The 25309-nt window shown below is 69.1% G+C and carries 22 protein-coding genes; 11 read left to right on the forward strand and 11 right to left on the reverse strand.

Annotated elements, in window-relative coordinates:
- Positions 1-9: 9 nt before the first annotated feature.
- From AS181_RS06310 to AS181_RS06320, 3 genes are all read left to right on the forward strand, one after another.
- Complete coding sequence (locus tag AS181_RS06310) at positions 10-561, forward strand: hypothetical protein (protein ID WP_231742312.1); 552 nt, start codon at positions 10-12, stop codon at positions 559-561.
- Between the two features lie 107 nt (positions 562-668).
- The gene (locus AS181_RS06315; protein WP_374193859.1) at positions 669-2228 is read left to right on the forward strand and encodes a PepSY-associated TM helix domain-containing protein; all 1560 of its coding nucleotides are present in this window, start codon (positions 669-671) and stop codon (positions 2226-2228) included.
- A gap of 115 nt (positions 2229-2343) precedes the next feature.
- Positions 2344-3993 carry an alkaline phosphatase D family protein gene (locus AS181_RS06320; protein ID WP_058250735.1) on the forward strand — a complete coding sequence of 550 codons (1650 nt, stop codon included), beginning with the start codon at positions 2344-2346 and terminating at the stop codon, positions 3991-3993.
- Positions 3994-4228: 235 nt separating this feature from the next.
- Here AS181_RS06320 and AS181_RS06325 read toward each other — a convergent pair whose 3' ends face one another.
- Together AS181_RS06325 and AS181_RS06330 are read right to left on the reverse strand one after the other, a co-directional pair.
- A complete protein-coding gene (locus AS181_RS06325; RefSeq protein ID WP_058250736.1) occupies positions 4229-5317 on the reverse strand; it encodes a 3-deoxy-7-phosphoheptulonate synthase in 1089 nt (362 codons plus the stop codon).
- 249 nt (positions 5318-5566) lie between these two features.
- Positions 5567-6013, reverse strand: coding sequence for an Lrp/AsnC family transcriptional regulator (locus tag AS181_RS06330; RefSeq protein ID WP_058250893.1), 447 nt, complete (start codon positions 6011-6013; stop codon positions 5567-5569).
- Positions 6014-6110: 97 nt separating this feature from the next.
- On the opposite strand from AS181_RS06330, the gene rocD reads away from it, so the two are divergent.
- The gene (gene rocD / locus AS181_RS06335; protein WP_058250737.1) at positions 6111-7367 is read left to right on the forward strand and encodes an ornithine--oxo-acid transaminase; all 1257 of its coding nucleotides are present in this window, start codon (positions 6111-6113) and stop codon (positions 7365-7367) included.
- Here the strand turns inward: rocD and AS181_RS06340 are convergent.
- The 3 genes from AS181_RS06340 to mca are packed head-to-tail and all read right to left on the reverse strand — an operon-like array spanning position 7333 to position 9084.
- Positions 7333-7836, reverse strand: a complete 504-nt coding sequence (locus AS181_RS06340; RefSeq protein WP_058250738.1) for a TspO/MBR family protein — start codon at positions 7834-7836, stop codon at positions 7333-7335. The genes rocD and AS181_RS06340 overlap by 35 nt on opposite strands.
- Positions 7837-7858: 22 nt before the next feature.
- Positions 7859-8188, reverse strand: a complete 330-nt coding sequence (locus AS181_RS06345) for a hypothetical protein (protein WP_058250739.1) — start codon at positions 8186-8188, stop codon at positions 7859-7861.
- Complete coding sequence (gene mca, locus AS181_RS06350; protein WP_055474886.1) at positions 8188-9084, reverse strand: mycothiol conjugate amidase Mca; 897 nt, start codon at positions 9082-9084, stop codon at positions 8188-8190. Before mca ends, AS181_RS06345 begins: the two co-directional genes overlap by 1 nt.
- Positions 9085-9132: 48 nt before the next feature.
- On the opposite strand from mca, the gene AS181_RS06355 reads away from it, so the two are divergent.
- From AS181_RS06355 to greA, 3 genes are all read left to right on the forward strand, one after another.
- Positions 9133-9630: a DUF4307 domain-containing protein gene (locus tag AS181_RS06355; protein ID WP_055474887.1), complete on the forward strand. Its 498-nt coding sequence runs from the start codon at positions 9133-9135 to the stop codon at positions 9628-9630.
- The gene (locus AS181_RS06360; protein WP_058250740.1) at positions 9627-10400 is read left to right on the forward strand and encodes a queuosine precursor transporter; all 774 of its coding nucleotides are present in this window, start codon (positions 9627-9629) and stop codon (positions 10398-10400) included. The genes AS181_RS06355 and AS181_RS06360 overlap by 4 nt, the downstream gene beginning before the upstream one ends.
- Positions 10401-10528: 128 nt before the next feature.
- A complete protein-coding gene (gene greA, locus AS181_RS06365) occupies positions 10529-11020 on the forward strand; it encodes a transcription elongation factor GreA (protein WP_058250741.1) in 492 nt (163 codons plus the stop codon).
- Between the two features lie 157 nt (positions 11021-11177).
- On the opposite strand, the gene AS181_RS06370 is transcribed toward greA, so the two are convergent.
- A complete protein-coding gene (locus AS181_RS06370; RefSeq protein WP_058250742.1) occupies positions 11178-12113 on the reverse strand; it encodes a hypothetical protein in 936 nt (311 codons plus the stop codon).
- Positions 12114-12321: 208 nt separating this feature from the next.
- On the opposite strand from AS181_RS06370, the gene AS181_RS06375 reads away from it, so the two are divergent.
- Entirely contained in the window at positions 12322-12840 is a 519-nt protein-coding gene (locus AS181_RS06375; RefSeq protein WP_058250743.1) for an SRPBCC family protein, read from the forward strand.
- A 15-nt stretch (positions 12841-12855) separates the two neighbouring features.
- Here AS181_RS06375 and AS181_RS06380 read toward each other — a convergent pair whose 3' ends face one another.
- Complete coding sequence (locus AS181_RS06380; RefSeq protein ID WP_058250744.1) at positions 12856-13608, reverse strand: hypothetical protein; 753 nt, start codon at positions 13606-13608, stop codon at positions 12856-12858.
- Between the two features lie 292 nt (positions 13609-13900).
- Between AS181_RS06380 and AS181_RS06385 the strand changes: the two genes are divergently transcribed.
- Entirely contained in the window at positions 13901-14971 is a 1071-nt protein-coding gene (locus AS181_RS06385) for an ATP-binding cassette domain-containing protein (RefSeq protein WP_058250745.1), read from the forward strand.
- Positions 14968-15801, forward strand: a complete 834-nt coding sequence (locus tag AS181_RS06390; RefSeq protein ID WP_058250746.1) for an ABC transporter permease — start codon at positions 14968-14970, stop codon at positions 15799-15801. The genes AS181_RS06385 and AS181_RS06390 overlap by 4 nt, the downstream gene beginning before the upstream one ends.
- On the opposite strand, the gene AS181_RS06395 is transcribed toward AS181_RS06390, so the two are convergent.
- From AS181_RS06395 to AS181_RS06410, 4 genes are read right to left on the reverse strand one after another with little or no spacing between them, the layout of a single operon-like run.
- On the reverse strand, positions 15783-19010 hold the full coding sequence (locus tag AS181_RS06395) for a BTAD domain-containing putative transcriptional regulator (RefSeq protein ID WP_058250747.1): 3228 nt from the start codon (positions 19008-19010) through the stop codon (positions 15783-15785). The genes AS181_RS06390 and AS181_RS06395 overlap by 19 nt on opposite strands.
- 28 nt (positions 19011-19038) lie before the next feature.
- Complete coding sequence (gene ilvA / locus AS181_RS06400; protein ID WP_058250748.1) at positions 19039-20238, reverse strand: threonine ammonia-lyase; 1200 nt, start codon at positions 20236-20238, stop codon at positions 19039-19041.
- Positions 20239-20287: 49 nt separating this feature from the next.
- Positions 20288-23290, reverse strand: coding sequence for a BTAD domain-containing putative transcriptional regulator (locus tag AS181_RS06405; RefSeq protein ID WP_058250749.1), 3003 nt, complete (start codon positions 23288-23290; stop codon positions 20288-20290).
- Between the two features lie 30 nt (positions 23291-23320).
- Positions 23321-24028, reverse strand: coding sequence for a PIG-L deacetylase family protein (locus AS181_RS06410; RefSeq protein ID WP_058250750.1), 708 nt, complete (start codon positions 24026-24028; stop codon positions 23321-23323).
- Positions 24029-24191: 163 nt separating this feature from the next.
- Here AS181_RS06410 and AS181_RS06415 point away from each other — a divergent pair, with 163 nt between their 5' ends.
- Positions 24192-25298, forward strand: coding sequence for a class I SAM-dependent methyltransferase (locus AS181_RS06415; RefSeq protein ID WP_058250751.1), 1107 nt, complete (start codon positions 24192-24194; stop codon positions 25296-25298).
- Positions 25299-25309: the final 11 nt, after the last annotated feature.

Below are 25309 nucleotides of genomic sequence, written 5' to 3' on the forward strand. Positions count from 1 at the left end.
GCTCCTTCCGTGAACCCGGACGTGCGCGCCCTCCACCGCCTTCGCGGTGGGGTCGTCGGCGCGCTGTCGGCGAGCACCGCGGTGGCCGCGCACGGGCTCGCGGCCGGTTCTCTCCCCGCCACCTCATCTCTGGTGTTCATGATCGCGGCGTGCACCGTACTCGGCTGGACGATCGGCGCGACGGCCCGTCGTCGTCCCGGGTGGCTCGGCACGATCGGGCTCCTCGCGGCCGGACAGGTGCTCGCACACGTGTCCCTCACCGCGCTCGATGCCTCGTCGGCGCACCACGCCGGTGTGAGTGCGCTTGCACACGCGCCGAGCGGGACCATGCTGTTCGTCCACGCGGTGGCGACTCTGCTCACCGCCGCCGCCATCCACGTCGTCGAACCCGCCCTGCTCAGCGTCCTGACCGCGGTCGTCGCTCTCATCCGGGCCGTCCTCGACCCGCCCGCTGACGACGCGATCCTGCGCGCCCCGCGGGCGACCCACGACGACGCGCGGCCCCGCCTGCGCGCCATCGCCGCTCTCGACACCCGCGGACCCCCGGCCCTCACGCGCTGATTCCCTACTCCGCCGACCCGTCACCCGACGGGCCGGTCGGTGCGCGTCTGCCATCCCGCCTGACCGCGGTCGATGCCGCGCGCCGTCTTCCGCATGAGAGGCCCACCGTGTCCCTGTCGAACCTGTCCCGCCCCGGTGAACCCACCGGGCCGCCCGACCCCCGTCCCAAAACATCCGACGACAACCCCACTCCACCAGCCGCCGCACCAGACCGGCGGGTGACCCCGAACAGCTGGCAACCTCTGCTGCGCCGCTTGCACTTCTACGCAGGCATCTTCATCGCGCCGTTCCTGATCGTTGCGGCGGTCAGTGGCGGGCTCTACGCGATCTCCCCGTCGCTGGAACAGGTCGTCTACCGCGATCAACTCTCCACCGACAGCACCGGCGACGCACGTCCGATCTCCGAACAGGTCGAGGCGGCGGCCCGGCTCCGCCCGGACCTCACCCTGTCCGCGGTGCGCCCGGCCGCCGAGGCCGGCGACACGACCCGCGTCCTGTTCGACGATCCCTCCCTCGGGGCGTCGAAGCGCCAGGCCGTGTTCATCGATCCGGTGACCCTGGAATCGACCGGAGAGCTGGTGTCCTACGGCAGCAGCGCGGCGTTGCCGATGCGCACCTGGATCAGCGAACTGCACCGTCACCTCCATCTCGGCGAGCCCGGCCGGATCTACAGCGAGCTCGCCGCCTCCTGGCTGTGGGTCATCGCCGTGGCCGGCCTCACGCTGTGGATCTCCGCGTATCGCGCGCGCCGAAAACGACGCGCCGCCGACCTGGTCGCCTTCGACCGATCGGCGACCGGACGCAACCGCACCCGCAACCGGCACGGCGTGATCGGCGTCTGGATCGCGGTGGGGTTGGTGTTCTTGTCGGCCACCGGTCTGACTTGGTCGAAGTACGCCGGTGAGCACGTCTCCGATGTGCGCACGGCGCTGAGCTGGACGACCCCGACGGTCGACACCTCGCTGTCCGGATCGACGTCCGGATCGGACGGGCTGGGTGATCACAGCGGGCACGGCGATCACGGCGGCGCGGGTCACGAGCAGCACGTTCCGGAAGCGTCCGGGCAGACGATCGCGCAGCTCGACCGGGTGCTGGGCACCGCTCGGGCCGCCGGTGTGGACGGCCAGGTGGAGGTCTCGATCCCGACCGATGCGGACACCGCCTTCACCATCGCCGAGACCAGGCAGCCCTGGCAGTTCGCCCAGGACACCGTCACCGTGAACGGCGCGACCGGTGCCGTTGTCGACGAACTGCGGTTCGCCGACTGGCCGCTCGCCGCGAAACTCACGACCTGGGGCATCGCACTGCACATGGGCATCCTGTTCGGCTGGGTGAGCCAGCTGGTTCTCCTGCTCCTGGCGATCGCGCTCGTGGTGTTGATCGTCCGCGGCTATCAGATGTGGTGGCAACGGCGGCCGAAGCGTGGCGGCGCGGTCGCGGTGGGTCGCCCGCCGGCACGGGGTGCACTGCGTCGGGTGCCGGTGGCCGGCGCGGTCGCGATCGTGGTGGTGGCCGCGGTGGTGGGCTGGTTCGTGCCGTTGCTCGGACTCAGCCTGCTCGGGTTCCTCGTGGTCGACGCCGCACTCGGAATCCGCGCCCGTCGCAAGCGAGTCGGCGTCGTGACCGACGCCGAGAGCGAGTCGAGCGGGTTGATCGACTCGCGGTAGCCCGTCGGGCAGGCGGCGGGGACGTACGCGTGGAGGTCGGAGACTTCACCTCCGCATCATGTCCCCGCCGTCTGCAGGTGGAGCCCAGGTCAGGTGATCCTGGTCGGCTGAGGCCATGCGGGGAAACCCGGCCGACGCATCACCGGCCCTTCTCACACCGTCGACCATCCGTTGTCATCCCGACCTCACGCTCCGCGGCGGCACTTCCCGACGCCGCTTCCTCACCTGGTCGGCACTCGTCGCCGGTCTCGCGTTCACGCCCGGCCTCCTCGGCGGCACCTCGCCGGCCCTACCCACACCGGCTCACCCCGCCGGCGTGTTCGGACTCGGGGTGGCGTCCGGTGACCCCCTCCCCGACGGCGTTGTGCTGTGGACGCGATTGTCGCGCAACCCGTTCGCGCCCGGTGGCGGCATGGGACCACGCCCGGTGCGAGTCGACTGGGAGATCGCCGCCAACGAATCCATGACCCGCATCGTGCGTCGGGGTACGGTCCACGCCACCGCGGAATGGGGGCACAGCGTGCACGTCGATGTCCGCGGTCTCGCGCCCGCCGCCGACTACTTCTATCGGTTCCGGGCACTCGGCGAGGTCTCGACGGTCGGCCGGACCCGAACGGCACCAGCACCTTTCGCACGCGTCGAGAAGATGACGGTCGCCGTCGCGTCCTGCCAGAACTGGTCCGACGGCTACTACCATGCGTACGCCGACCTGGCGGCGCATGCACCCGACGTGGTGCTCCACCTCGGTGACTACATCTACGAGAAGCCGATCCCGGTTCATGGTGGTGCGAGACCCGATGCGGTGCTTCCTCTCTCGGCAACACGGGAAGCAGTCGACCTCGACGACTACCGCGAGCGCTACGCGCTGTACAAGTCCGACCCCGACCTCCAACTCGCCCACGCGATGGCACCGTTCGTGATCACCTTCGACGATCATGAGGTCGACAACAACTGGGCCGCAGCGATTCCCGAGGACCACACCCCACTCACCGCGTTCGCGCTGCGTCGCGCCCGCGCGCTGCGCGCCTGGTGGGAGAACACGCCGGTGCGGGTGGCGGCCCGACCGAACGGAACCGTCATCCGCGCGCATCGGCGGCTCGGTTTCGGCGATCTCGTCGACCTCACCCTCCTCGACACCCGCAGTCACCGCAGCGATCAGGCCAACGGGGACAACGACACCGGGCAGAACGCGCGCACCGCGGACGTCTCCCGCACCATCCTCGGCGCCGAACAGGAACGATGGGTGCTCGACGGTTTCGCCTCGTCCCGGCACCGGTGGAACGTCCTCGCCCAGCAGGTACCGATGGCCGACCTCGCCCGAACCGTCGGCTCGACCCGGGCGGTCAGCATGGACGGGTGGAGCGGCTACGAGGCCTCGCGCTCCCGCATCCTCGGCGGCGCCGCCGACCGGGGCGTGCGCAATCTGGTGTCCCTCGCCGGCGACATCCATCGCAGCGTGGTCGCCGACCTCCGGACCTCCTACACCGATGAATCGCTCACGCGCGGCGTCGAATTGGCCGCGACGTCGATCACCTCCGGCGGGGACGGGGAGGACAGCGACGACGGCGACCGCCGCCTCAAGGAAGCGTCACCCCACGTCCGGTTCGGCAACTCGCAACGCGGCTACCTGCTCAACCGGATCCACTCCGATCGGTGGGAGGCCGAGTTCCGCGTGGCGCCGTCGGTACGGTCGCCCCGCGGAACACTGCGTCGTCGAGCACTGATCACGATCCCGGACTCGACGTCTGAGGTCGACGTCGTCTGACCCGAGCGAAGCGTCTCCCATCGTTCCCCGGTCCGAAAGAAGCACACAACCCACTGATCCCTGAGGTGCGAGGAGCGCAAGCGACGAGCCACGAAGGGCCTGGTGAGACACGTTGCTACACCCTTCGTGGCTCGCTTCGCTCGCACCTCAGGGAGCATGAGATTCGGACGCTCACGAGTGTTCTTTCATGGTCCACGACGGCCGCCGAGCCGCAGATACTGAGGCGAGGGAAGGGTCAGCCCCGCGCGAGCGCCGCCAGGACCTGGGCGCTGGCCTCCCAGCCCATGCACTTGTCGGTGACGGACTTGCCGTACACCAGCGGGGTGGCCTCGGTCGACTGCGCGCCGGGCTCGAGGAAGCTCTCCAGCATCACGCCGCTGACGTTCGAGGGCTCACCGGCCTCGCGCGCCGCCCGGAGTCGCGTCGCGATCTCGGTGGCGACCTCCGCCTGACGGACATGATCCTTGCCCGAATTGGCGTGCGAACAGTCGATCATGACCCGGGCGGGCAGGCCGGCCGCGGCGAGCGCCTCGGCGGCCGCCGACACCGACTCCGCGTCGAAGTTCGGGCCGCGCGTGCCGCCGCGCAGGATGATGTGGCAGTCCTCGTTGCCCGCGGTCTCCACCACGGCACCGTTGCCGAAGTCGTCGACTCCGAAGAAGACGTGTTCGGCCGCAGCGGCTTTCACGCCGTCGATGGCGACCTGGACGTTGCCGTCGGTGCCGTTCTTGAAGCCGATCGGCATCGACAGGCCCGACGCCAGCTGCCGGTGGACCTGGGACTCGGTGGTGCGGGCGCCGATGGCACCCCACGCGACCGCGTCGGCGATGTACTGCGGGCTGGTCGGTTCGAGGAACTCACATCCGACGGGCAGACCGAGGTCGATGATGTCGAGCAGCAACGACCGGGCGGTGCGCAGGCCACGCTCGACATCGAAGGTGTTGTCCATCCCGGGGTCGTTGATCAGGCCCTTCCACCCCACGGTGGTGCGCGGCTTCTCGAAGTAGACGCGCATCACGATCTTGAGTCGCTCGGAGTAGGCATCGGCCAGCGGCGCGAGGCGCCGGGCGTAGTCGATGGCGGCGATCGGATCGTGGACCGAACAGGGCCCGACGATGACGAGCAGCCGGTCATCGCGGCCGGCGAGGATGTCGGCGATCTCGTCCCGGTCGCGCTGGACGGCGACGGCTCGTCGTGCCGAGAGGGGCAATTCGCTGCGCACGGTGTCGGGCGACGGGATCGGACGGAACGCCCGGATGCGGCGGTCGGAGGTCGATTCGGCGTTGTCGTCGGATCGGATCGGGAGGTCCGGCAAGGTGGTCACGTTGTGTGCCTTTCGAGGTCATGCCCGTGTCGTTGTGGTGACGAGGCATGCCCTGGGTGTGGTCGGAGCCCCGCTCAAATGACAAGAGCAGCGACCGTGGGGTCGCTGCTCGGGCTCCGGGTGTGTCGTGCGCGCGTCAGGTCAACGCATCATCGTGGCCCCACCCGGAGCCTCGATAAAGCGCCAATACGCGCGCACGGTGCTGATCACGGCGACCACACTAGCACAACGGTTTCGACACCCCGATTCTCACGGGTGCCCCCGGTCGATCAGCTCGCTGAGCACGAGGATCGACTCTGATCGATCCACCGGGCCGGCCCGCCGGATGCGTTCGAGCGCCTGCTCGAGGTGCCGTACGTCGCGGGCCATCACGCGCAGGACGGCGTCGGCCTGACCTGTGACCGTCGCCGCACCCACCACCTCCGGTATGGGCTCCCACGCCGCCTTCAACTCGTCGGGCGAGATGTTGCCCCGGCAGTACACCAACACGTATGCCTCGGTGGTCCACTGCATCGCGTGCGGGTCGACGACCGCGGTGAAACCCCGGATGACGCCGTCGGCGACCAGGCGGTCGACGCGTCGTTTCACCGCGGGGGCCGACAACCCCACCTGCTGCCCGATCTGCTGGTAGGTCGCCCGGGCGTCCCGGGTGAGGTGCGCGAGCACCCTCTCGTCGAGGTCGTCCAGTGTCCGCAACAGACCGCTCCCCTTTGCTTCCATACCGGCGATCCGTTGCGTTCAGACGCAATCGACGTCGATTGTTTGCACCAGACCTCGACGATACCCTCGATTCATGACGATGACGAGCCCCGGCACCGGCACCCACACCAGCGCGGGCGCACCGCTCGGCGTCGTCGAACCTCATGTGGCGCACAACTATTCGCCGATCCCGGTGACCGCGGCCACCGCCGAGGGGGCCTGGATCACCGACATCGACGGCCGTCGACACCTCGACTGTCTCGGGGCCTATTCCGCGGTCAATTTCGGCCACCGCCATCCACGCATCGTCGCCGCCGCACTCGATCAGCTGGCGCGGGTCACCCTCACCAGCCGCGCATTTCGGTCCGATCGACTCGAACCGTTCTGCGCCGCACTGGCTTCCCTGTGCGGCAAGGACATGGTCCTGCCGATGAACACAGGTGCGGAGGCGGTCGAATCCGGGATCAAGGTCGCCCGCAAGTGGGGTTACGACGTCAAAGGCGTACCCGACGGCCGCGCCACGATCGTGGTGGCCTCCGGGAACTTCCACGGCCGCACGACGACGATCGTCTCGTTCAGCGACGACCCCGAGGCGCGCGCCGGATTCGGCCCCTACACACCGGGATTCGTTCGTGTCCCGTTCGGCGACCTGGCTGCCCTCGATGCCGCGATCGACGAGAACACGGTGGCCGTCCTGCTCGAACCCGTCCAAGGCGAAGCCGGCGTCGTCGTGCCTCCCGACGATTACCTGCCCGGCACGCGGGCCCTCTGCTCCGAACGCGGCGTGCTGTTCATCGCCGACGAGATCCAGTCCGGTCTGGGCCGCACCGGTAGGACCTTCGCAGTAGAGCACTGGGGCGTCGAACCCGACGTCTACCTGCTGGGGAAGGCACTCGGCGGCGGGCTCCTACCGGTGTCGGCGGTGGTTGCCGACCACGACGTCCTCGGCGTGCTGCATCCCGGTCAGCACGGATCGACCTTCGGCGGTAACCCGCTCGCCGCAGCCGTCGGTCACACCGTCGTCGACATGCTCGCCGACGGGACCTGGCAACGACGGGCGGCGGAACTGGGCGATCATCTGCACGCCCGACTGCGCGACTTCGTCGGGAACGGGGTGGTGGCGGTGCGCGGCCTCGGCCTGTGGGCAGGGATCGATCTCGACCCCGCGCTCGGCACCGGCAAGGACTTCTGTCTGCGGCTGTCCGAACGCAATGTCCTCGCCAAGGACACCCACGGCTCGACGCTGCGACTCGCACCACCGCTCGTGGTCACGGAATCCGAGATCGACTGGGCGATGGACCGATTCGCCGCGACGCTCAGGCAGGCGCCGGTGACCGCCGACCACGATTGAGCCACCAGGCGCTCGTCGAGAGCACGGTGGCGAACGCGCACCACGCCGGGTAGGCGGCGAGCGCGGCACCTGCCGTCCGGTTCGTCCGTGCGGTGCGCCGGGCGAGGTCGGCGCTGCTCACGGTGAGCGCCGCCGCCGCGACCGACGCGGTTCCGAGGGCGCCCCGGCCGAAGTAGATCCAGCTCCACCCGCCGTTGAGCACGAGGTTGGCGCCGAGCGCCGCGAGATACCGCTGACGTTGTTCGTGGTCGCCGTCGTCGGCCAGGTCGTCGAGGGTGACTGCCGAGGTCACCGCGAGGTCGGCGTAGAGCGAGGTCCAGGCGAGCGGGAACGCCCAGTTCGGTGGTACGAAGGACGGTTTCGCCAGCTTCGGATACCAGGTCTCGACCGCCGGCTTGGTGACCACACTGCCGATGGCTGCCGCCGCAGCGGTCGCGAGTGACGTCCCGATCAGAGTGGAGATGCGCATGACTCCACTTCTACGCCTCGACTCAGGTGTCGGCGGGCCGCCGGTCGTCGGTGCCCGCGGCACTGGTGGCACCCGGGGTCCCGGGCGGGTTCGGTGCGACCGCGTCCGAACCGGCCGGGCCCGGCGAATCGGTTCCCTCGTCGAAGGCCTGGTCGGCCTCCGGGTGTTCGGCGTCGAAGGACGCGGGCAGCTTCTTCAGCTGCCGGTTCATCGACCAGATGAGGAACGCGGTCCCGACGAGCAGCAACAGGATCACGAGCAGGCCCAGCGGTGAGGCCTTGCCGAACTCCGGCCCCTGGGGTTCCTGCGCCAGGACCATCAGGGTGTCGTTCACGACTGTGCTGGTGCCCATCACGCCTCGATCCCGGCGAAGAGATCGGTCTCCGGCAACGCGGTCTTGACCCGGGTCCGGGCGAGCTCGAACTCCTCCGTCGGCCACAGGCGTTGTTGCCACTCCAGCGGCACCGCGAAGAACACCCCGTTCGGATCGATCTGCGTGGCGTGGGCGCGCAGCGCGTCGTCACGCTGCGGGAAGTACTTGGAGCACTCGACCTGGGTCGTCACACGTCCCATCAGATCGCCACGGCTCGGGTCCCACTTGCTGAGCCACTCGGCGAACGGACTCTCCTGGCCGTGCCGCGCGAACTCGTCGGAGAACAGGACCATCCGGTCCCGGATGAACCCGTGGGTGTAGTAGAGCTTCGACACCGTCCACGGTTCGCCGGCGTCCGGGAACGCGTCCGGATCGCCGGACTGCTCGTACGCCGCGACCGACACCTCATGGCAGCGGATGTGATCGGGATGCGGATATCCGCCGTGCTCGTCGTAGGTGACGATCACGTGCGGGCGGAACTCGCGGACCACGCGCACCAAGGCCTCGGTGGCCTCGTCGAGCGGCACCGAGGCGAAGGAACCCTCCGGAACAGGCGGGAGCGGGTCGCCCTCGGGGAGGCCCGAGTCGACGAAGCCGAGCCATGTCTGTCGGACGCCGAGCGCCTCGGCGGCCTTGGCCATCTCCTCGCGACGGACCTCGGTCATCCGCTCTTTGATGCCCGGGCGGTCCATCGCCGGATTCAGGATGTCGCCACGCTCACCGCCGGTGAGTGTGACGACGAGCACTTCGTTGCCCTCGGCCGCATACTTCGCGGTCGTGGCGGCACCCTTGCTCGACTCGTCGTCTGGGTGCGCGTGCACCGCCATCAGCCGGAACACACCCGACTTGGGGTCGCCGACGTGGGATTCGGTCACAGTTCCTCACCTTCGGATCGCTACTCCTCCCATGGTAGGTATTGACGCGTGAACAGTTCGGACGGGGGCGCCGCAGACGCCGGTGACGCGCCGCGCGCGACACCCGACACCTTGCGACCGCACAGCGGTCCGCGCGCCACCTATCCGGAGCGTTCGGAGACCGCCTCTGGGCGTCGTCGCTGGTTCATCGCCCTGTCGATCCTGGTCGTCGCGGCCGGCGTGACCCTCGCCGTCATCGGCTACAGCAAGTTCTCGTCGGCGGACGTGACCGGTGAGGCCACCGGCTACGAGATCATCGACGGCTCGACCGTCGCGGTGCAGTTCACCGTCGAGCGTTCCGATCCGAGCCGGGCGGCTGCCTGTGTGGTGCGCGGCCGCTCCCGCGACGGCGGCGAGACCGGGCGTCGCGAGATCCTGATCCCCGCGGACTCCGCAGAACGGATCGGCGTCCGCACCGAGGTCACGACGTCGAAACCACCGGTCATCGGCGAGGTCTTCGGGTGCACCCTTGACGTGCCGGCCTACCTGAAGCCGTCGGCCTCGTGACCGCCGCGTCCACCGGCAGTGAGTTGCCGTCGCCGCGCGCCGCCTTCGCCTCCATCGGCAGCCGCTACTTCCCCCTTCTGGTCGCCGTCTTCGTCGGCGTCATGCTCATCAGCAACGTCACCGGCACCAAGGGCGTCGTCCTGTTCGACGAATGGCTGCAGGTCGATCTCGGGCCGATCCAGATGGACGGCCTGGTGACCGACGGCGCCTTCTTCCTGTTCCCGCTCGCGTACGTGCTGGGCGACGTGATCAGCGAGGTCTACGGGTTCCGTGCCATGCGCCGGACGATCCTCGCCGGGTTCGCGGTCCTGATTCTCGCGTCGTTGTGTTTCTGGTTGACCATTCACCTCCCGGCCGCTGAATTCTATGAAGGCCAGGCGGCTTTCGAGACGGTTGCCGGAGTCGTCCCACAATTCCTGCTAGCCGGATTGGCCGGTTATGTCGTGGGCGAATTCCTCAATTCCTTCGTCCTGGTCAAAATGAAGGAACGCGCCGGGGAAAATCGTCTCTGGGCGCGCCTGCTGGGTTCGACGATTGTCGGCCAGTTGGCCGACACCATCGTCTTCTGTTCGATCGCCGCCACCGCCCTGGGTATCTCGACCTGGGGAGATTTCGTCAATTACACGATCGTCGGATTCGTCTGGAAAACACTTGTTGAGGTCATCCTCATGCCTGTGACGTATTTCGTTGTGGGATGGCTGAAACGGATGGAACCGACGTATCAGGACGCTCTCGGCGCGCTGTCGCGCGGCAGTACCGATGTGCCATAGGTCTCACCACCTGGTACCCTGAACGGATACACGGCTCCGCGAGGGGTCGTGTTGCTGCATTTTCAGCAGTCCATATGCCCCTGGTGTAAACGGTCGCCCGGGGCGCGGACAACACAAAGGAGTGACCGATGACCGACACCCAGGTGACCTGGCTGACCCAAGAGTCGCATGACCGCCTCAAGAGCGAGCTCGATTCGTTGATCGCCAACCGTCCGGTCATCGCCGCCGAGATCAACGAGCGTCGCGAAGAAGGCGACCTCAAGGAGAACGGTGGCTACCACGCCGCTCGCGAGGAGCAGGGCCAGCAGGAAGCGCGTATCCGCCAGCTGCAGGAACTGCTGAACAACGCGAAGGTCGGCGAGGCGCCGACCCAGTCCGGCGTCGCACTGCCCGGTTCCGTCGTGACCGTCTACTACGACGGTGACGAGAAGGACACCGAGACGTTCCTCATCGCCACCCGCGAGGAGAGCGGCCAGGGCGGCCTGGAGACCTACTCCCCGAGCTCCCCGCTCGGTTCCGCCCTCATCGACGCCAAGGTCGGCGAGACCCGCGAGTACTCCGTCCCCAGCGGCGCCACCATCAAGGTGACCCTGGTCAGCGCGGAGCCCTACCACGGCTGATCGGACGACGAACACATCCCGGGACGGCATGACCGTCCCGGGTTTCGTGTTTTCGGGGGTTCTCGTCCGTGAGCTACCGCCGGTCGCGCGACCGGCGAACCTCGACTCGACTCCTGGACTTCGATCGAAGTCCAGGAGTCGAGTTGGGGTTCATCGGTCAAGCCGCGGTCAGCTTGTCCAACCACGGCCGGAGCATATCGGCGAGCTCGCCGCGTTCGAGCGTTCCCCACGTCCACCGGATCACCATGATTCCCTGTGCGCGCAGCGCATCCTCCCGACGCTTCTCCCGGATGAGTGCATCGCGCGGGCTCTCACCCTGGCGCAACAGTCGGCCGTACTTCTGTAGTCCGTCGAACTCACCGACAAGTGTTCCGTCCCAGTCGAAGTCGGTCCGCGCGTCTCCGGCGTCCGTCTCAAACGTGTGCTGCAGTCGCGGAGTCGGCAACCCGGCCTCGATCATCTGCGCCCGGCTCCACGACTCCCCGACACTCTCCGACGCACCGTCCGCATGCGCAAGGGCACGACGCGCGGTCCCCGCACCGCGCCAACGGTTCCGCGACGCGAGGATACGGGTCATCGTGGCGATGTCGGCGCCGGACGCTAGCGCGCGATCGAACACGACCAGCGCTTGGGCGAAGTCACCGGACATCGCAACATCTACAGCGGTTCGCTCACGAGACGTGACTCTGATTCCGCCGATGTCGACCACCTCGTCGGGCGCCACCGGCCCGGCATGGACGATCCGTAACCCGTGCCCGAACCCGCCCACCTTCGACTTCTTCGTCAGATGCACGACCTCGCGTTCCGGGTGCAGCAGCGGCAGCTGGTGAACGGCTGCCGCCGAGTCGTGACTCAGGATCGACGCGTCACAGTCTCGAACAGACGTCGCGACCGCGATCGATCTCAGTCGGTACAGACGGTCACCCGGGTCCTCGGCGGACGCCTCGTCGGCCGCCAGTGCGCAGACCCCCGGGGCAAGACGAATCAGTTCGCCGCGCCGTACGGCGGCTGTCACAGCGTCGTCGTTGATGCCGAGTCGCAGCGTTGCCGTGCGGCGAATCAGCCCGTACCTGTCGGTGGGGAAAGAGGTCATGACACTAGGACGCACCAGGGCCGCTGGCGGATCCATTTTGCGAGGGTCGTGCACCCCACGACCGGCGAACCTCGACTCGACTCCTGGACTTCGATCGAAGTCCAGGAGTCGAGTTGAAGTGCACCGGTAGACCTGAACAGGAGGCCGACCCTGTTTCGACCACGCTCGCCCGAGGCTCGACCCGGAAGACCGTGCTTCAATGTGACCCATGGCACGTTCCCATGAGCTGGAGTCCTTCGATCTCGACTTCTTCGACGATGCGCCGGTGCGGCACGTCATCGACGTGCGCCTGCCGGTCACGCCGGAACGCGCGTGGGCCGAGTTCACCCGTCAGCACACGCTGGACTGGTGCCGCGCGATCAAGAAGATCGAGTTCGTCTCACCGCCGCCGTACGGTGTGGGAACGCAACGCCGCGCGGTCCTCGGTCCCGGCTACGTGACCCTCGACGAGGACTTCTTCGACTGGACCGAGGACCCGGCGAACGGTCACTACCGCAACGGTTTCCGGGTCCTGAGGGCGAACGTACCCGGCATCCGACGCTTTGGTGAGGCGACCGAGATCCTGCCCGCCGACGTGGGCTGCCGACTCAGCTGGACCTTCGCGCTCGAGTTGCCCACCTCGTCCCGTGTGGTCACCGCGTTCTCCGGTCCCGCGTCGTCGACGGTCTACAAAACCATCGAGGCCGACACCCTCAAGCACTTCGCGAACCTCGAACCTGCGAAGTGAGCCGCCGGCCGGTTGTCAGGCCACCACCGCGACGGCCGCCGAAGTTCGACCCGTCGTCGGCACAGGCGAGGCAGTCAGCGTGCCCCGGACCAGGTCATCGGCGAGACGCATCAGCACGCGAACCGATGGAGACGCTTGTGCGCTCCCCGTCCACGCAGGCTCGACCGCCACGGTGAACGCATCCACGTCGACGACCGCCGGGCGTCGCCCGTCGACCACTGCGGAGCGGCAGAGCTTCCGGTCGCGGGTCAGCACGTGCAGCGTGATCATGTCCACGACGGGCGGCGGCGAGTTCTCCCCACCGAGTGTTGCTCGCCACCAGCACAAGCCGTCGATCCCGACGTCGCGATTGTCGAGACCCGGACATCTCTTCGATGGTCGATGGCGTCCGGCGGACCTCTCGAACAAGGCGAGACCGGCGCTACCCAATGTTGGTAGGACGCGGGTGTCCACACCGCCACCCCCGGCGGTGGCTTCCTCGTTCCGCACGCCTGTGATCAGCTCTACTGCCGGGGCAGTGACCCAGTGCACCGGCGCGTCGGCGAGATTCAACACCGTCACCGCGAGCGACGAAGACCACCAGTTGATGAGGCCGAGGAGTCGGTCCGCCTCCTCGAGTGCGGCCTCCCTGTCGGTGTACTCGTCCGGATCGAGATGCAGCGAGCCATCGTCCGCATCGTTGAGATCTTCGGCCAGCAGACTCGCTTCGGCCTCGAGTTCGTCCAGCCGCCGGTAGGCCTTCCGTCGTTGCTCGTGAACGTCATCCATGAGCTCGTGACGGACGCGGTGAGCAATCCGCGGTGTCCAGGCCGCCTCAGCGGAGTGTGTACGTCGTCCCATGGCGGGCAACGTAATCTGTCCCGCTATCGCAGCCGGGCGGGAATCCACAGCAGAAAGCCCATCCACAGAACTCCTCGTGTCCGCCGCGTCGAATCCACGCCGGTCTCCCGTCGGCGGCGACGTCCCTCCGGAGCGTTCCGCGGAACACTTCGCCCCGCGCGACAGCACCACGTAAGCCGACGCAAGCCCGACGACAGGCGACGGCGCCACAGTTGTCGGCATGACAACGACAACCACTCCCCGGCCCGACGTCGGGTCGGCCCGGTCCCTCCGCACCGACCTCGCGATCGACGCTCGCGGCCTCGTCAAACACTTCGGTTCGACCCGCGCGGTCAACGGCGTCGACCTCGCCGTGCCGACCGGATCGGTGTACGGCGTCCTCGGCCCCAACGGTGCGGGAAAGACGACCACCGTCAGCATGCTGGCGACCCTGCTGCGGCCGGACGCCGGAGAGGCGCGCGTGTTCGGCTACGACGTCGTCGACGACGCGGTCGCCGTGCGCTCGCTCGTCGGCGTCACCGGTCAATACGCCTCCGTCGACGAGGACCTCACCGCCACCCAGAACCTGGTGCTCTTCGCCCGCCTGCTCGGCTTCTCACGGACCGCGGCCCGCTCGCGCGCAGACGAGTTGCTGGAAGCATTCGCCCTCACCGACGCCGCGGCTCGACCGCTGAAGAACTTCTCCGGCGGTATGCGACGGCGCCTCGACCTCGCGGCCAGCCTGATCGACACCCCGCCGCTGCTGTTCCTCGACGAACCGACGACCGGCCTCGACCCGCGAACCCGCGCCCAGATGTGGGACACGATCCGCCGGCTCGTCGCCGGCGGATCGACAGTCCTGCTCACCACCCAGTACCTCGACGAGGCCGATCAGCTGGCCGACCGGATCGCCGTCATCGATCACGGCCGCGTCATCGCCGATGGCACGGCTGACGAACTCAAGCACTCGATCGGCGCCAGCACACTCCAGCTCGTCGCGGCCGACCGTGCCGACGCACCCCGCGTGTGCGAGATCGCCGAGTCGATCCTCGGGCAGAAGGCCACGTTGAGTCCGGAGGCCGCGCGGACGACCGTGCCGCTGAGTTCGGCCGAGCTTGTGCCCGACGTCCTGATCGCACTGCGCGAGAACGGGATCGGCGTCGAAGAGATCACCGTGCAGAAGCCGAGCCTCGACGAGGTGTTCCTCACCATCACCGGTAGGCCCGCGGAATCCGACGCCGACACCGGCGCACCCGGGCACCGGCCATCCGACACAGATTCTTCCGACACCACCCAGGAGGCCCGTTCATGACCACGACCCTCGACAATCCCCCGTCGACCTCGATCACAACCCGCGCCGCACGCGCGCAGGTCAAGACCTCCATCAGCCTTGCCGAGTCGTTCCGGCAGTCCTTCAGCATGGCCTACCGCGGTGTGCTCAAGATCCGGCACAACCCCGAACAGCTCTTCGACGTCACCTTCCAGCCGATCATCTTCACGCTGATGTTCACCTACATCTTCGGCGGCGCGATCAGCGGCAACGTGGAAGCCTATCTCCCGGTGATCATTCCGGGCATCCTCGTGCAGACCGTGATCATGACCTCCATCGTCACCGGCACCCAGTTGCGGGAGGACATGGACAAGGGCGTCTTCGACCGGTTCCGTTCGCTACCGATCGCCCGGATCAGCCCACTCGCCGGCGCCCTGCTCGCCGACGTCATCCGCTACTCCATCGCCACCGTACTGACCGTCGTGATGGGCGTGCTGATGGGCTGGCGCCCCGATGTTCTCGGTGTCATCGCCTCGGCCGCACTCATCATCGTGTGCAGCTTCGCGGTCTCGTGGATCTTCGCACTCATGGGCTGCCTCATGAGCAAAGCATCAGCCGTGCAGGGCATCTCGATGATGATCATGTTCCCCCTGACCTTCATGTCGAATGCCTTCGTCCCGGTCGACAGCATGCCCGGTTGGCTGCAGGGCTTCGTGAACGTCAACCCGGTCAGCCATCTGGTCACGGCGGTCCGCGAACTGACGAACTCCGGTCACGCCGGAATCCACGTCGTGTGGGCCCTGATCGGCGCCGCGGTGATCACCGCGGTGTTCGCACCACTCGCCGTGCGGGCCTATATGCGAAACGCCTGATCGTGCAGTAGTCGCTGCAGCTCCTCGACGGCCACGTGGCGCGGCACCGCAGGGTGTCGCGCCACCCCGTCCTTTCCGGCCTGCTCCTGTGTCCAGTGCCATGCCCAGTCCAGCGACGGGCAGTCTCGTCGTCCGGGCAGACTCACCGCCAACTCGACGAGGCGTCGGCCGACGGAATCCGTGGGGCGGCCGGCGTTCCACAGCACGGTGAAGGCCGATGCCACCGTGCCCGCCTGCGGCAGGTCCTGCCACCCCGGACCGAACGTCATGTCGTCGAGTCCCTTCACCATTTCCGGAACCAGCTCCCACGCGGCGTCGACATCTCCGCTGCGGACGAGGCCCGCGACGGCGGCGGACACCACCATGAGCACCGCGGGGTCGGCGACGCCGAAGGGGTGTTCCCGCAGCATGACCCGTGCGGCGCGCAGAAAACCCGCGGCCACCTCCGGATTCGACGCGCCGTCTGCGAAGGCGAGTTCGGCAACACCCAGCAGAGCGGGCCCGATCACCTCCGGATTGCCCTGTGGGTCCTCGGCCTCGAGGTCCCAGTCGTCGGTGATCACGTGGAGTTCGCGACGCGCGTCGTCCGGGAAGTCGCCGGCGAGCAAGGTGAGGACCAGCATGGTCCTGATCTGGCGGACGTCTTCGACGGCGCCCAGTGGTGCCAGCAAGTCGATTCCGGCTCGATAGGTCGCCGCGGCTTCGGAATACCTGCCCTGCTGTCCGTACAGACCGCCCGTGCTCGACTGCCGCATGCCCTGGAACCACGAGGCGTAGCGGCTGCCCGCGAGCCATCGGCCGGAAGCCGTCGAGTCCCGGAGTGCCGGACCGACCAGCCCGCGATTCTCTCGGAGATGTGACCGTAGCGTCAGGGCCAGTGCCCGGACCTCGTCGTCGACCGCGGTCTCGGCCGCCTCGCAGATGATCCGGTACGCGCCCGTCGACGTCGAGGCCAGCGCCACGGCCGACAGGAACTCGCTCGCCCGGTGGAATGTGAGGTGGGCACGATGGAGCGAGCGCAAGAGGAACCGGGCGGTGGCCTGCACTCGGAGTTCGCCCGTCATCATGCCGTGCACCGCACCGACGATGGCGGTCACCTCCCAGTTCTCGCGCAGGGCGTCGTCGGGTGCCGCGGGTGGGCGCGGTAACGCCATCAGGACCCGCGCGCCCCACGCGCGCGTCTCCCCGTGCAGACCACGAACCGTCCAGTGATACGCCAGTGCCGGGTACAGCGTCGTGAGTACCGCGACGATGTCGTCGGTGGGCGCCACGACCGCGGACTCGCAGGCCGACCGGAGAATCCAGGTCAGGTTGTCGGCCTCCCGGGCCAAACCGCCGGCACCGGCGGGGTGGTCGCCGTTCTCGGCCAGGTCGCGCATACGGGAAACGAATTCGATGGCCCAGCCACGCATTTGCGACTCGACCCGGGCCGCCAGGTCGGCGGCCATCCGGGTCTCGCCGAACTCACGAACCATCTCCAGCATGCGGAAACGGACCGAACCGTCGGTCTCCACGACCGACAGCAGCGACTGGTTGGTCAGACTCTCGAGGGTGTCGTCGAGAACCGTCCCGGAGGCCCCGGTCACCGCCCGGGCAGCCGATCGGCTGAACCCACCGGGAAAGCGGCACAGCTGCACCAGCGCTGCCCGGCCGGCGTCGTCGAGCAGTTCCCAGCTCCACTCGATCACCGCGTAGAGGGTGCGATGGCGATCCGGCGTCGTGCGGTCGGCGGACCGCAGGAGCGCGAACTTCTCCCCCAGGCGGTCGGCGATCTCCTCGACCGTCATCGTCCGGATCCGGGCCGCCGCCAGCTCGATGGCCAGCGGCAGTCCGTCGAGGTGGCGGCACAGCTCGACGACGCGCCCCGCGGGCAGCTCCGCGTCGGGACGCACAGCCCGAGCGCGGGTCCGGAACAATTGCACCGCAGATGAATTCACGTCCACCGCCGCAAGTACGGGTAGCTGATGCACCTGCTCGCCGACGATGGCCAGCGGCGTTCGGCTGGTGGACAGGACGCGGACGCCGGGCACGGCCGCGGTGAGTTCGGCGACGATCCGGGCGCACGCGCCGATGATCTGCTCGCAGTTGTCGAGGATCACCACCGACGCCCGCTCGCGCAGCGCGTCCTCGAGACGTGCGGTCAGGTCTCCGGGGGTCATGCGGGGACGGCCGGTTGCGGAGAGATCGGATTCGCCGACCCCGAGCGTCGCGGCGATCGCCGGGATCACGTCCTCGCCGGACCGCACCGAGGCGAGCGACACGAAGTAGACCGGGGCGCCCGCCGCATGCAGCCGATGGCCGATCTCGGTCGCGATCCGCGTCTTGCCGACGCCGCCGGGACCGAGCACGGTCACCACGCGCCCGGTGTCGAGCATGCTCGCCACGGCGTCGAGGTCGGCACCGCGTCCGATGAGTTCGGTGGTGGGCGAGCGCAATCCGACGGCACGCACCGGCCGTGGCGCGCTGATCTCAGGTGGTGATGTCGCGGTGAGGATCTCGGCGTGGACCCGCGCCATCTCGGTACCCGGGTCCGTCCCCAGCTCGGTCGACAACCGCCGTCGGAGCCGGTCGAACACCACGAGCGCGTCGGCGGCGCGGCCTTCCCCGGCGAGCGCCCGCATCAGGGCGGTGTGTGCCGGCTCGTCGAACGGGTCTCGCGCGCAGCGTTGTTCGGCGATGGATCGCGCGGTCGCGAAGTCACCCTCGGCGAGCGAGGCCGTCAGCTGCGCACCGTCGAGCGCGTCCTGGGTACGTCGAATGCGTGCGGACAGTGTCACCGTCACCGGGGACCCGTCCCCGAGATCGTCTCCGGGCACGCCGCGCCACCACTGCCGGGCCCGGTCGTGGGCATCCCGGCCGCCTTCGGCGAGCAGCGTGTCGACCACGTCGAGGTCGGTGCGGCTGTTGCGCAGTCGATAACCGTTCTCGGTGCCCTCCAGAACCCCCTCGGGCAGGAGCTTGCGCAGCCGGGACACCTGGGTGTGCAACGCACTGTGCGGCGAACGCGGCGGATCGTCAGCCCAGACGTGGTCGATGAGGCGGTCCGCCGAGATCACGCGCCCGTCGGCGAGGGCGAGCGACACGAGCAGGCGTCGGGCCCGCAGCCCCGGCACCGCGACGAGCCGATCGGGGCTCTCGGCGCCCACCGGGCACGCGCCGACCGCGATCGGGCCCAGCACACCGATCAGGGCGGGTCCGTCGGCAGCCACCCAGACAGGTTAGCGCCGACGTTCGCCCTCAGTCCCGCAGGAACCCCGCGTCGGCGAGGGCCCGCCGGACGTCGTGCTGGTGGTCGTGTCCGCGGGTCTCGACACTGACGGTCACCTGCACCTCGCCGAGATACAAATCGTCGGCGACGCGGGAATGGACGACGTCGAGCACACTCGCGCCGAGGTCGCGGAGCAGTTCCAGCAGTGCGACCAGTCCACCGGGCCGGTCGGAGACGGTCGCGGTCACGGTCAGGAATCGTCCGGCGGCGGTCAGGCCGTGGGTCGTCACATGGCGCAGCAGCAGCGGGTCGATGTTGCCGCCGGACAACACGACGCACACGGTCCCGGACAGCGCGAGCCGACCGCTCACCGCCGCCGCCACCGCCGCGGCCCCGGCAGGCTCGACCACCAGCTTCGCCCGCTCCAGCATGAGCAGCAGCGCGGTGCTCAACTCTTCCTCGCTGACCGTGACGATCCGGTCGACGAACTCGGAGACGTGCGCGAACGGGACCTTCCCGGGTGTCGCGACGGCGATGCCGTCGGCCATGGTGTTCATCGCCGCGACCGGCGTCGGTCGCTCCTCGGCGAGTGATGTCGGCCAGGCCGCGGCCTGCGCCGCCTGCACGCCGATCACCTCGACCTCCGGTCGTCGCAGACGCGCCGCCGCGGCGACGCCGGCGAGCAGCCCACCGCCGCCGAGTGGCACGAGAATCGTTGACACGTCCGGGATCTGCTCCAGGATCTCGACGCCGACCGTCGACTGTCCGGCAACGATGTCGAGATGATCGAACGGGTGGATCAGAGCCGCGCCCGTCGTACCGGCATGACGCTGCGCCTCGACGAGCGCCTCGTCGACGGTCGATCCGGCGAGCACCACCTCTGCGCCATAGGCTTTCGTCGCGGCGATCTTCGGCAGCGCGGCTCCGACCGGCATGTAGACCCGTGAGGCGATCCCCAGTTCCGATGCCGCCCAGGCGACTCCCTGCGCATGATTGCCCGCACTGGCCGCGACGACCCCACGGGCACGTTCCCCCGCCGACAACCGCGAGATACGCAGGTACGCGCCGCGTGGCTTGAAAGATCCGGTGCGTTGCAGGTTCTCGCACTTGAGCCACACCTGCGCACCGCTCCGCTCGGACACCACCCGCGACGCGATCGTCGGGGTCCGCCGGATCACGGACGCAAGCTCGTCGGTCGCGCGGTCGACGTCGTCGGCAGTCAGCAGCATGCGACCAGTATCGGCCATCTCCGCCCTGCAGGAGCCACCCGAGGAGACGTCATCGCGCCGCCGAGCTCCCGCGGTCGTCCGATGACGTCGACTCCCTGATCTCTCGGAGTTCGCGCATCGCCCGGTCGAGCACGACTTCGGTGTCGGCGTGGACCGTGTTGTCGGCGTGCACCAGGTCCCCGAAAGCACGGTCCGCGGCACCTCTGCGTGTGTCGAAGGCCGCGGCGGGGTCGAGATCGGCACACTCGACGAGCAGGTCGGCCACGTCGATCCGGCCCCGGACGCGCAGCAGTGCGGCGGCGTCGCGCGCCGTGGTCCACAGCTGCGTCGGCTGACCGCTGTCGCGCCATGCCCCGAGCAGGACGACGTAGGCCTCCGCGGCACGCGCTACATCGCCGACGCGGACGAGACACGCCGCCGCGCCGACACGAGCGACCCCGACGATGAACGTCGCCCCGACGCCGGCGGCCCGTTCGTGGGCGCGTTCGTAGAGGGCGAGCGCGCTGGACGGGTCGTGCGCGGACAGCAGCTCGCCGTGGACGTAGTCGAGGAAGGCGTGCTGCGACGGCCCCGCCGACGGGTCCAGCGTCGACCGGGCCTCGGCCAACAGCCGGGCAGCCCCGCTAGAGTCACCGGAGTACGACGCGGCGAGCGCCGCAGACGCGAGGAACGCCGACCCCAGGGACGGGTGTGTGCCGCAGCGGGTCCATTCCCGTACCGCCACCGCGAAGTCGCCACGGAAGTGCGCGACCGCCGCCCTGGCCGCCCGCGCGCCGACCAACGCGGGCGCATCCGGATCCGGTGGTGCCCCGGAGGCATCGGGACGTAGGGCGGAGGTCGCGAAGTCGACGGCGAGGTCGAACTCGCCGACGAGCCGCGCGGCCTCGGCCGCCGCGGACAGCATCTCGGCGCGATCGGGATGACCATCGAGCCACGCCGAACGCGCCGATTCGACGGCCCACGTCCACAATTCGTTGAGGTTGCGCCATGTGCTGATCAGCGACAGCGATGTCGTGATCGCCACGAGTACGTCGACGCGTCCGCGCGCCAGTGCCAGGTCCCGCGCCGACCGCAGGTTGTCCATCTCGGCATGGAGACGCTCATTCGCCTCGAACTCCGCGACGCCGAGCCACTCGTCGCCGATGTCCCGCACCGTTGCGACACATTCGTCGAGGAACCGGTCCTCGGCCGCGGCGAGCACGCCCGCACGGTCGAGGTGATCAAGCAGATGGGTGCGGATGAGATGCACGAGACGGTATCTGCCGCCCGACGCGTCGGCGACGAGCAACGAGCTGTCGATCAGACGGTGCAGGGTCTCCACCGGGTCGAGCCCGCCGTCACCTCGCGTGCCGATGCCCGCTGCGCCGACGACCTCCGCTTCGACGCTCAGTGCGACGGATTCGAACGTGCGCAGCGACACACCGCCGGGAAACGGTGCGAGGGCGGCGAGTACGGCTTGATCGACCACGCTCAGCCGTCGGAATGACATGTCGATGCTGCTGCGGAGCGTCAGCCGCCGCTGGTCGTCGGCTCCGGTTCCCGTCGCGAGATCGAGTGCACCATCGAGCATTCGGGCCACGGCCGACATCGGCATCACGGCGGCCTGACGCGCCGCCAGCTCGATGCCGAGCGGGAGCCCGTCGACACGGCGCACGACGTCGACGAGGTCCGTGAGCTCACGACTCGACACCGCGAAGGTCGGATTGCGTCGCAGCGCGTGCTCGACGAACGCGCGCACTGCAGGCTGCCGAACGACCGCGTCGACGTCGTCGACGCGGGTGGGAAAGGTCAGGGGCTGCAGACGCAGGACGTACTCGGCGGAGAGTGAGAGCACGACTCGGGAGGTGGCCAGGATCCGCACTGCAGGAGCCAGTTCGACGATCGCCGCGACCAATTCGCGGCAGGACGACAACACATGTTCGCAGTTGTCGAGGACGAGCAGGAGCGACCCGTCGACGGCGCGCGCGATCGCGTCCACGGAAGCACCCACCCCGACCTCGAGACCCAGGGTGGACACCACCGACGGGAGGACGCGGTCGGCTCGCGCGACCGCGGCGAGGTTGACGACGGCAACGCCGTACCCGGGGAACACCGCGGGGTCGGCGGCGACGTCGAGCGCGAGACTGGTCTTGCCGACGCCGCCCGTACCGGTCAGGGTCACGACCCGATGCGCCGACAACAGCCGGATGATCTCGGCGCGTTCTCGCTCCCTCCCCACCAGAGGCCCGGCCGGCGCAGCAGGTCGACGCCGCGACGTCACGCCGGGCCCCGGATTCGTCTCGGCCTGCCCGTATTCGGAGCCCGCCGCCACCCGCTGCTCGAGCGACGCGAGGGCCGGGCTCGGATCGAGACCCGTCCGCTCGCGCAACCGGTCGCGGAACTCCATCGCGACCGCCATCGCGTCGCCGACACGCCCGTCGGCGGCGAGTGCGCGGATGAGCAGTCGTGCCGAACTCTCGCGGAGCGGCGCGGACGCGACACCGGCCCTCGCTGTCGCGGTCGCGCTCGGGTCGCGGCACTCCACCAGCGCTTCGACGTGGGTGTCGGCGAGCCGATTGTGGAGGTCCTCCAACGCAACGCGTTCGGTGTCCAGGTCCGGGATGCCGGCGAACTCGCCGAGCGGCTCGCCGCGCCAGAGTTCGCGGGCCCGGACGGTCAGACGGAGACGCTCGGCGGGATCGGGCGTGTCGGCGGCGGATGCGAGCAGGTCGCGCACGATCGTCACATCGACGACGGACACCCGGAGCCGGTAGCCGTCGGGGCGTCGTTCCAACAGATCGGCGTGTCGGCCGAGATGGCGTCGCAGCCGGGACACCAGATTGTGCAGTGCGGCAATCGGTTCCCGCGGCAGATCGTCGCCCCACAGCGCGTCGACGAGCCGCCCGATACCCATGCCGTGCCGGCCGGCGACGGTCAACAGCGCGAGCAGGGCGCGTCGTCGTTCCCCGGGGACCGCGACCTCGGCACCGTCGACCCGCAACCTCAGTGCACCCAGCAGGCCGACCTCGACCGCGGGCGACACGTGCCCGTCTTCGGTTTCGCGCACCACCATCCCGATCGTCGCTCTCTGTTCTCCGACGGCCTATGCAGGATGAGCGTAGGTCTCCACCGACACCCATGTTCGATATCGCTCGAGGCCGATCGCCGCGGCCAGGTCCGCGGTCTGCGAGCGCTGAGCCAGCAGGGCTCGCACCTTACGGTCCAGTTCGGCCCCGTCGAGATCGATTCGCAACGCGACCATCTCCTTCGGACACTGGCGCGGCCCGCCCAGCGCCCACATGTCGAACTCACGGGCGAGGTCGAACTCGATCCCCCGCCCGGTGCCCACCGGGTGAAGGATTCGCGGGCAGGTCGACGAACGGTCGACGGCGAGGCGGACCCACCGGTTGACGGTGCGGTGGTCGGGGTGCCCGGTCACGCCGTCGGGACCGAAGGTCAGGACGGTGTCGGGTGACACGTCGTCGAGGAGGGCGGTGATGCGTCCGACCGGGCCGCTCTCGTCGATCGCCGCCAGTGAACCGTCGGGTAGGTCCAACCAGTGGTGCTCCTGGATGCCGAGCTCGATAAAAGCCTTCTCAAGCTCGCCGGTCCGGACCAGGGCGAGCTCCGAACGCTCTGCGGCGGTGGCATTCTCGTCGGCCGCTTCGCCGCGGGTCGCGGTCACGCACACCACGCGCCCACCCGCGTCGCGGACGGCGGCCATCACGCCGCCGGCGAGGTAGGTCTCGTCATCGGGGTGAGCCCAGATGGACATCACGGTGCCCAGGTCGCTGATCTGTGTTGTTCTCATGCGTCGACGGTCTCCGAGCCCGCTGTCACGGGGCTGTCACCATCGGCTCACCGCCCAGCGGGTCACGGTCCGGTCATGACAGCGCCGCGACAGGACGCCGGCGCACGCTCGGTGCACACGCCGCCCGGCGTGGTTACGACATCGCACACGAGAGGTTCATCCCATGACCACCACACACGCCGCCGGTTCCGGCACCGCGACCGACTTCGCTCGGGTCGAGGCCTTCGCCGGCCAGGTGAGCGCCGATCTCACCCATGCCTATCACTCGATCAGCACCTACCTCGGCGACCGCCTGGGACTGTGGCGGGCTCTGGCGCAACTCGGTTCGGCGACGAGCGCCGAGCTCGCCGAACGCTCGGGACTCGCCGAACGGTATGTGCACGAATGGTTGTGCGTGCAGGCCGCGGCCGGATACGTCCTGCTCCACGACGCCGGCGATGACGCCGCGAATGGCCCAGAGGTGTTCGTGTTCCCCGCCGAGCACGCGATGGTGCTCGCCGAGGACAACAGTCCGGCGGCGATCGTGGCCGGCTTCGAGGTCGCTGCCGCGGTGTGGTCCTCGGTCGACCAGCTCGCGCATGCGTACGCGACCGGCGACGGCGTGCCCTGGCACGCCCACGATTCCCGGCTGTTCTCCGGCGTCGAACGGTTCTACGGCACGATCTACCGCGCGTCGTTGCTCAGCGAGTGGGTTCCGGCGATCGACGGCCTCGGACAGCGCCTCACCGACGGCATCCGCGTTCTCGACGTCGGGTGCGGGTACGGGGTCCCCACGATCCTGCTCGCCGAGGCCTTCCCGAACTCCACGTTCGTCGGCGTAGACAGCCACGAGGAGTCCGTCCGGCGCGCCACCGCAGCCGCCCATGCGGCCGGGGTCGACGACCGGGTCCGCTTCGAGGTGGCCACGGCCCAGTCGTACGCCGGCGACCACGACGCGATCATGATCTTCGACGCCCTGCACGACTTCGGCGATCCGGTGGGTGCGCTCGCACACGCACGGTCGTCACTGCGTCCCGGCGGTCAGGTGATCGCCGTCGAACCGCTGGCGCACGACACACTGGCCGAGAATCTGACCAATCCCGTTGCACTGCTGTTCTATTCGGGTAGCTCATACCTCTGCGTACCGCACAGCATCGCCGACGGCACGACCTCGCTGGGCGCCCAGGCCGGCCCCACTCGACTGCTCGACACCTTCCGGGCGGCCGGTCTGACCTCGGCGCGTGTCGCGGCGACCACTGCGTCGAACCTGCTCCTCGAGGCGCGGGTCTGACGCCCACCCGA

It is taken from the genome of Gordonia sp. SGD-V-85 (genome assembly GCF_001456905.1).
Taxonomy (GTDB): domain Bacteria; phylum Actinomycetota; class Actinomycetes; order Mycobacteriales; family Mycobacteriaceae; genus Gordonia; species Gordonia hongkongensis.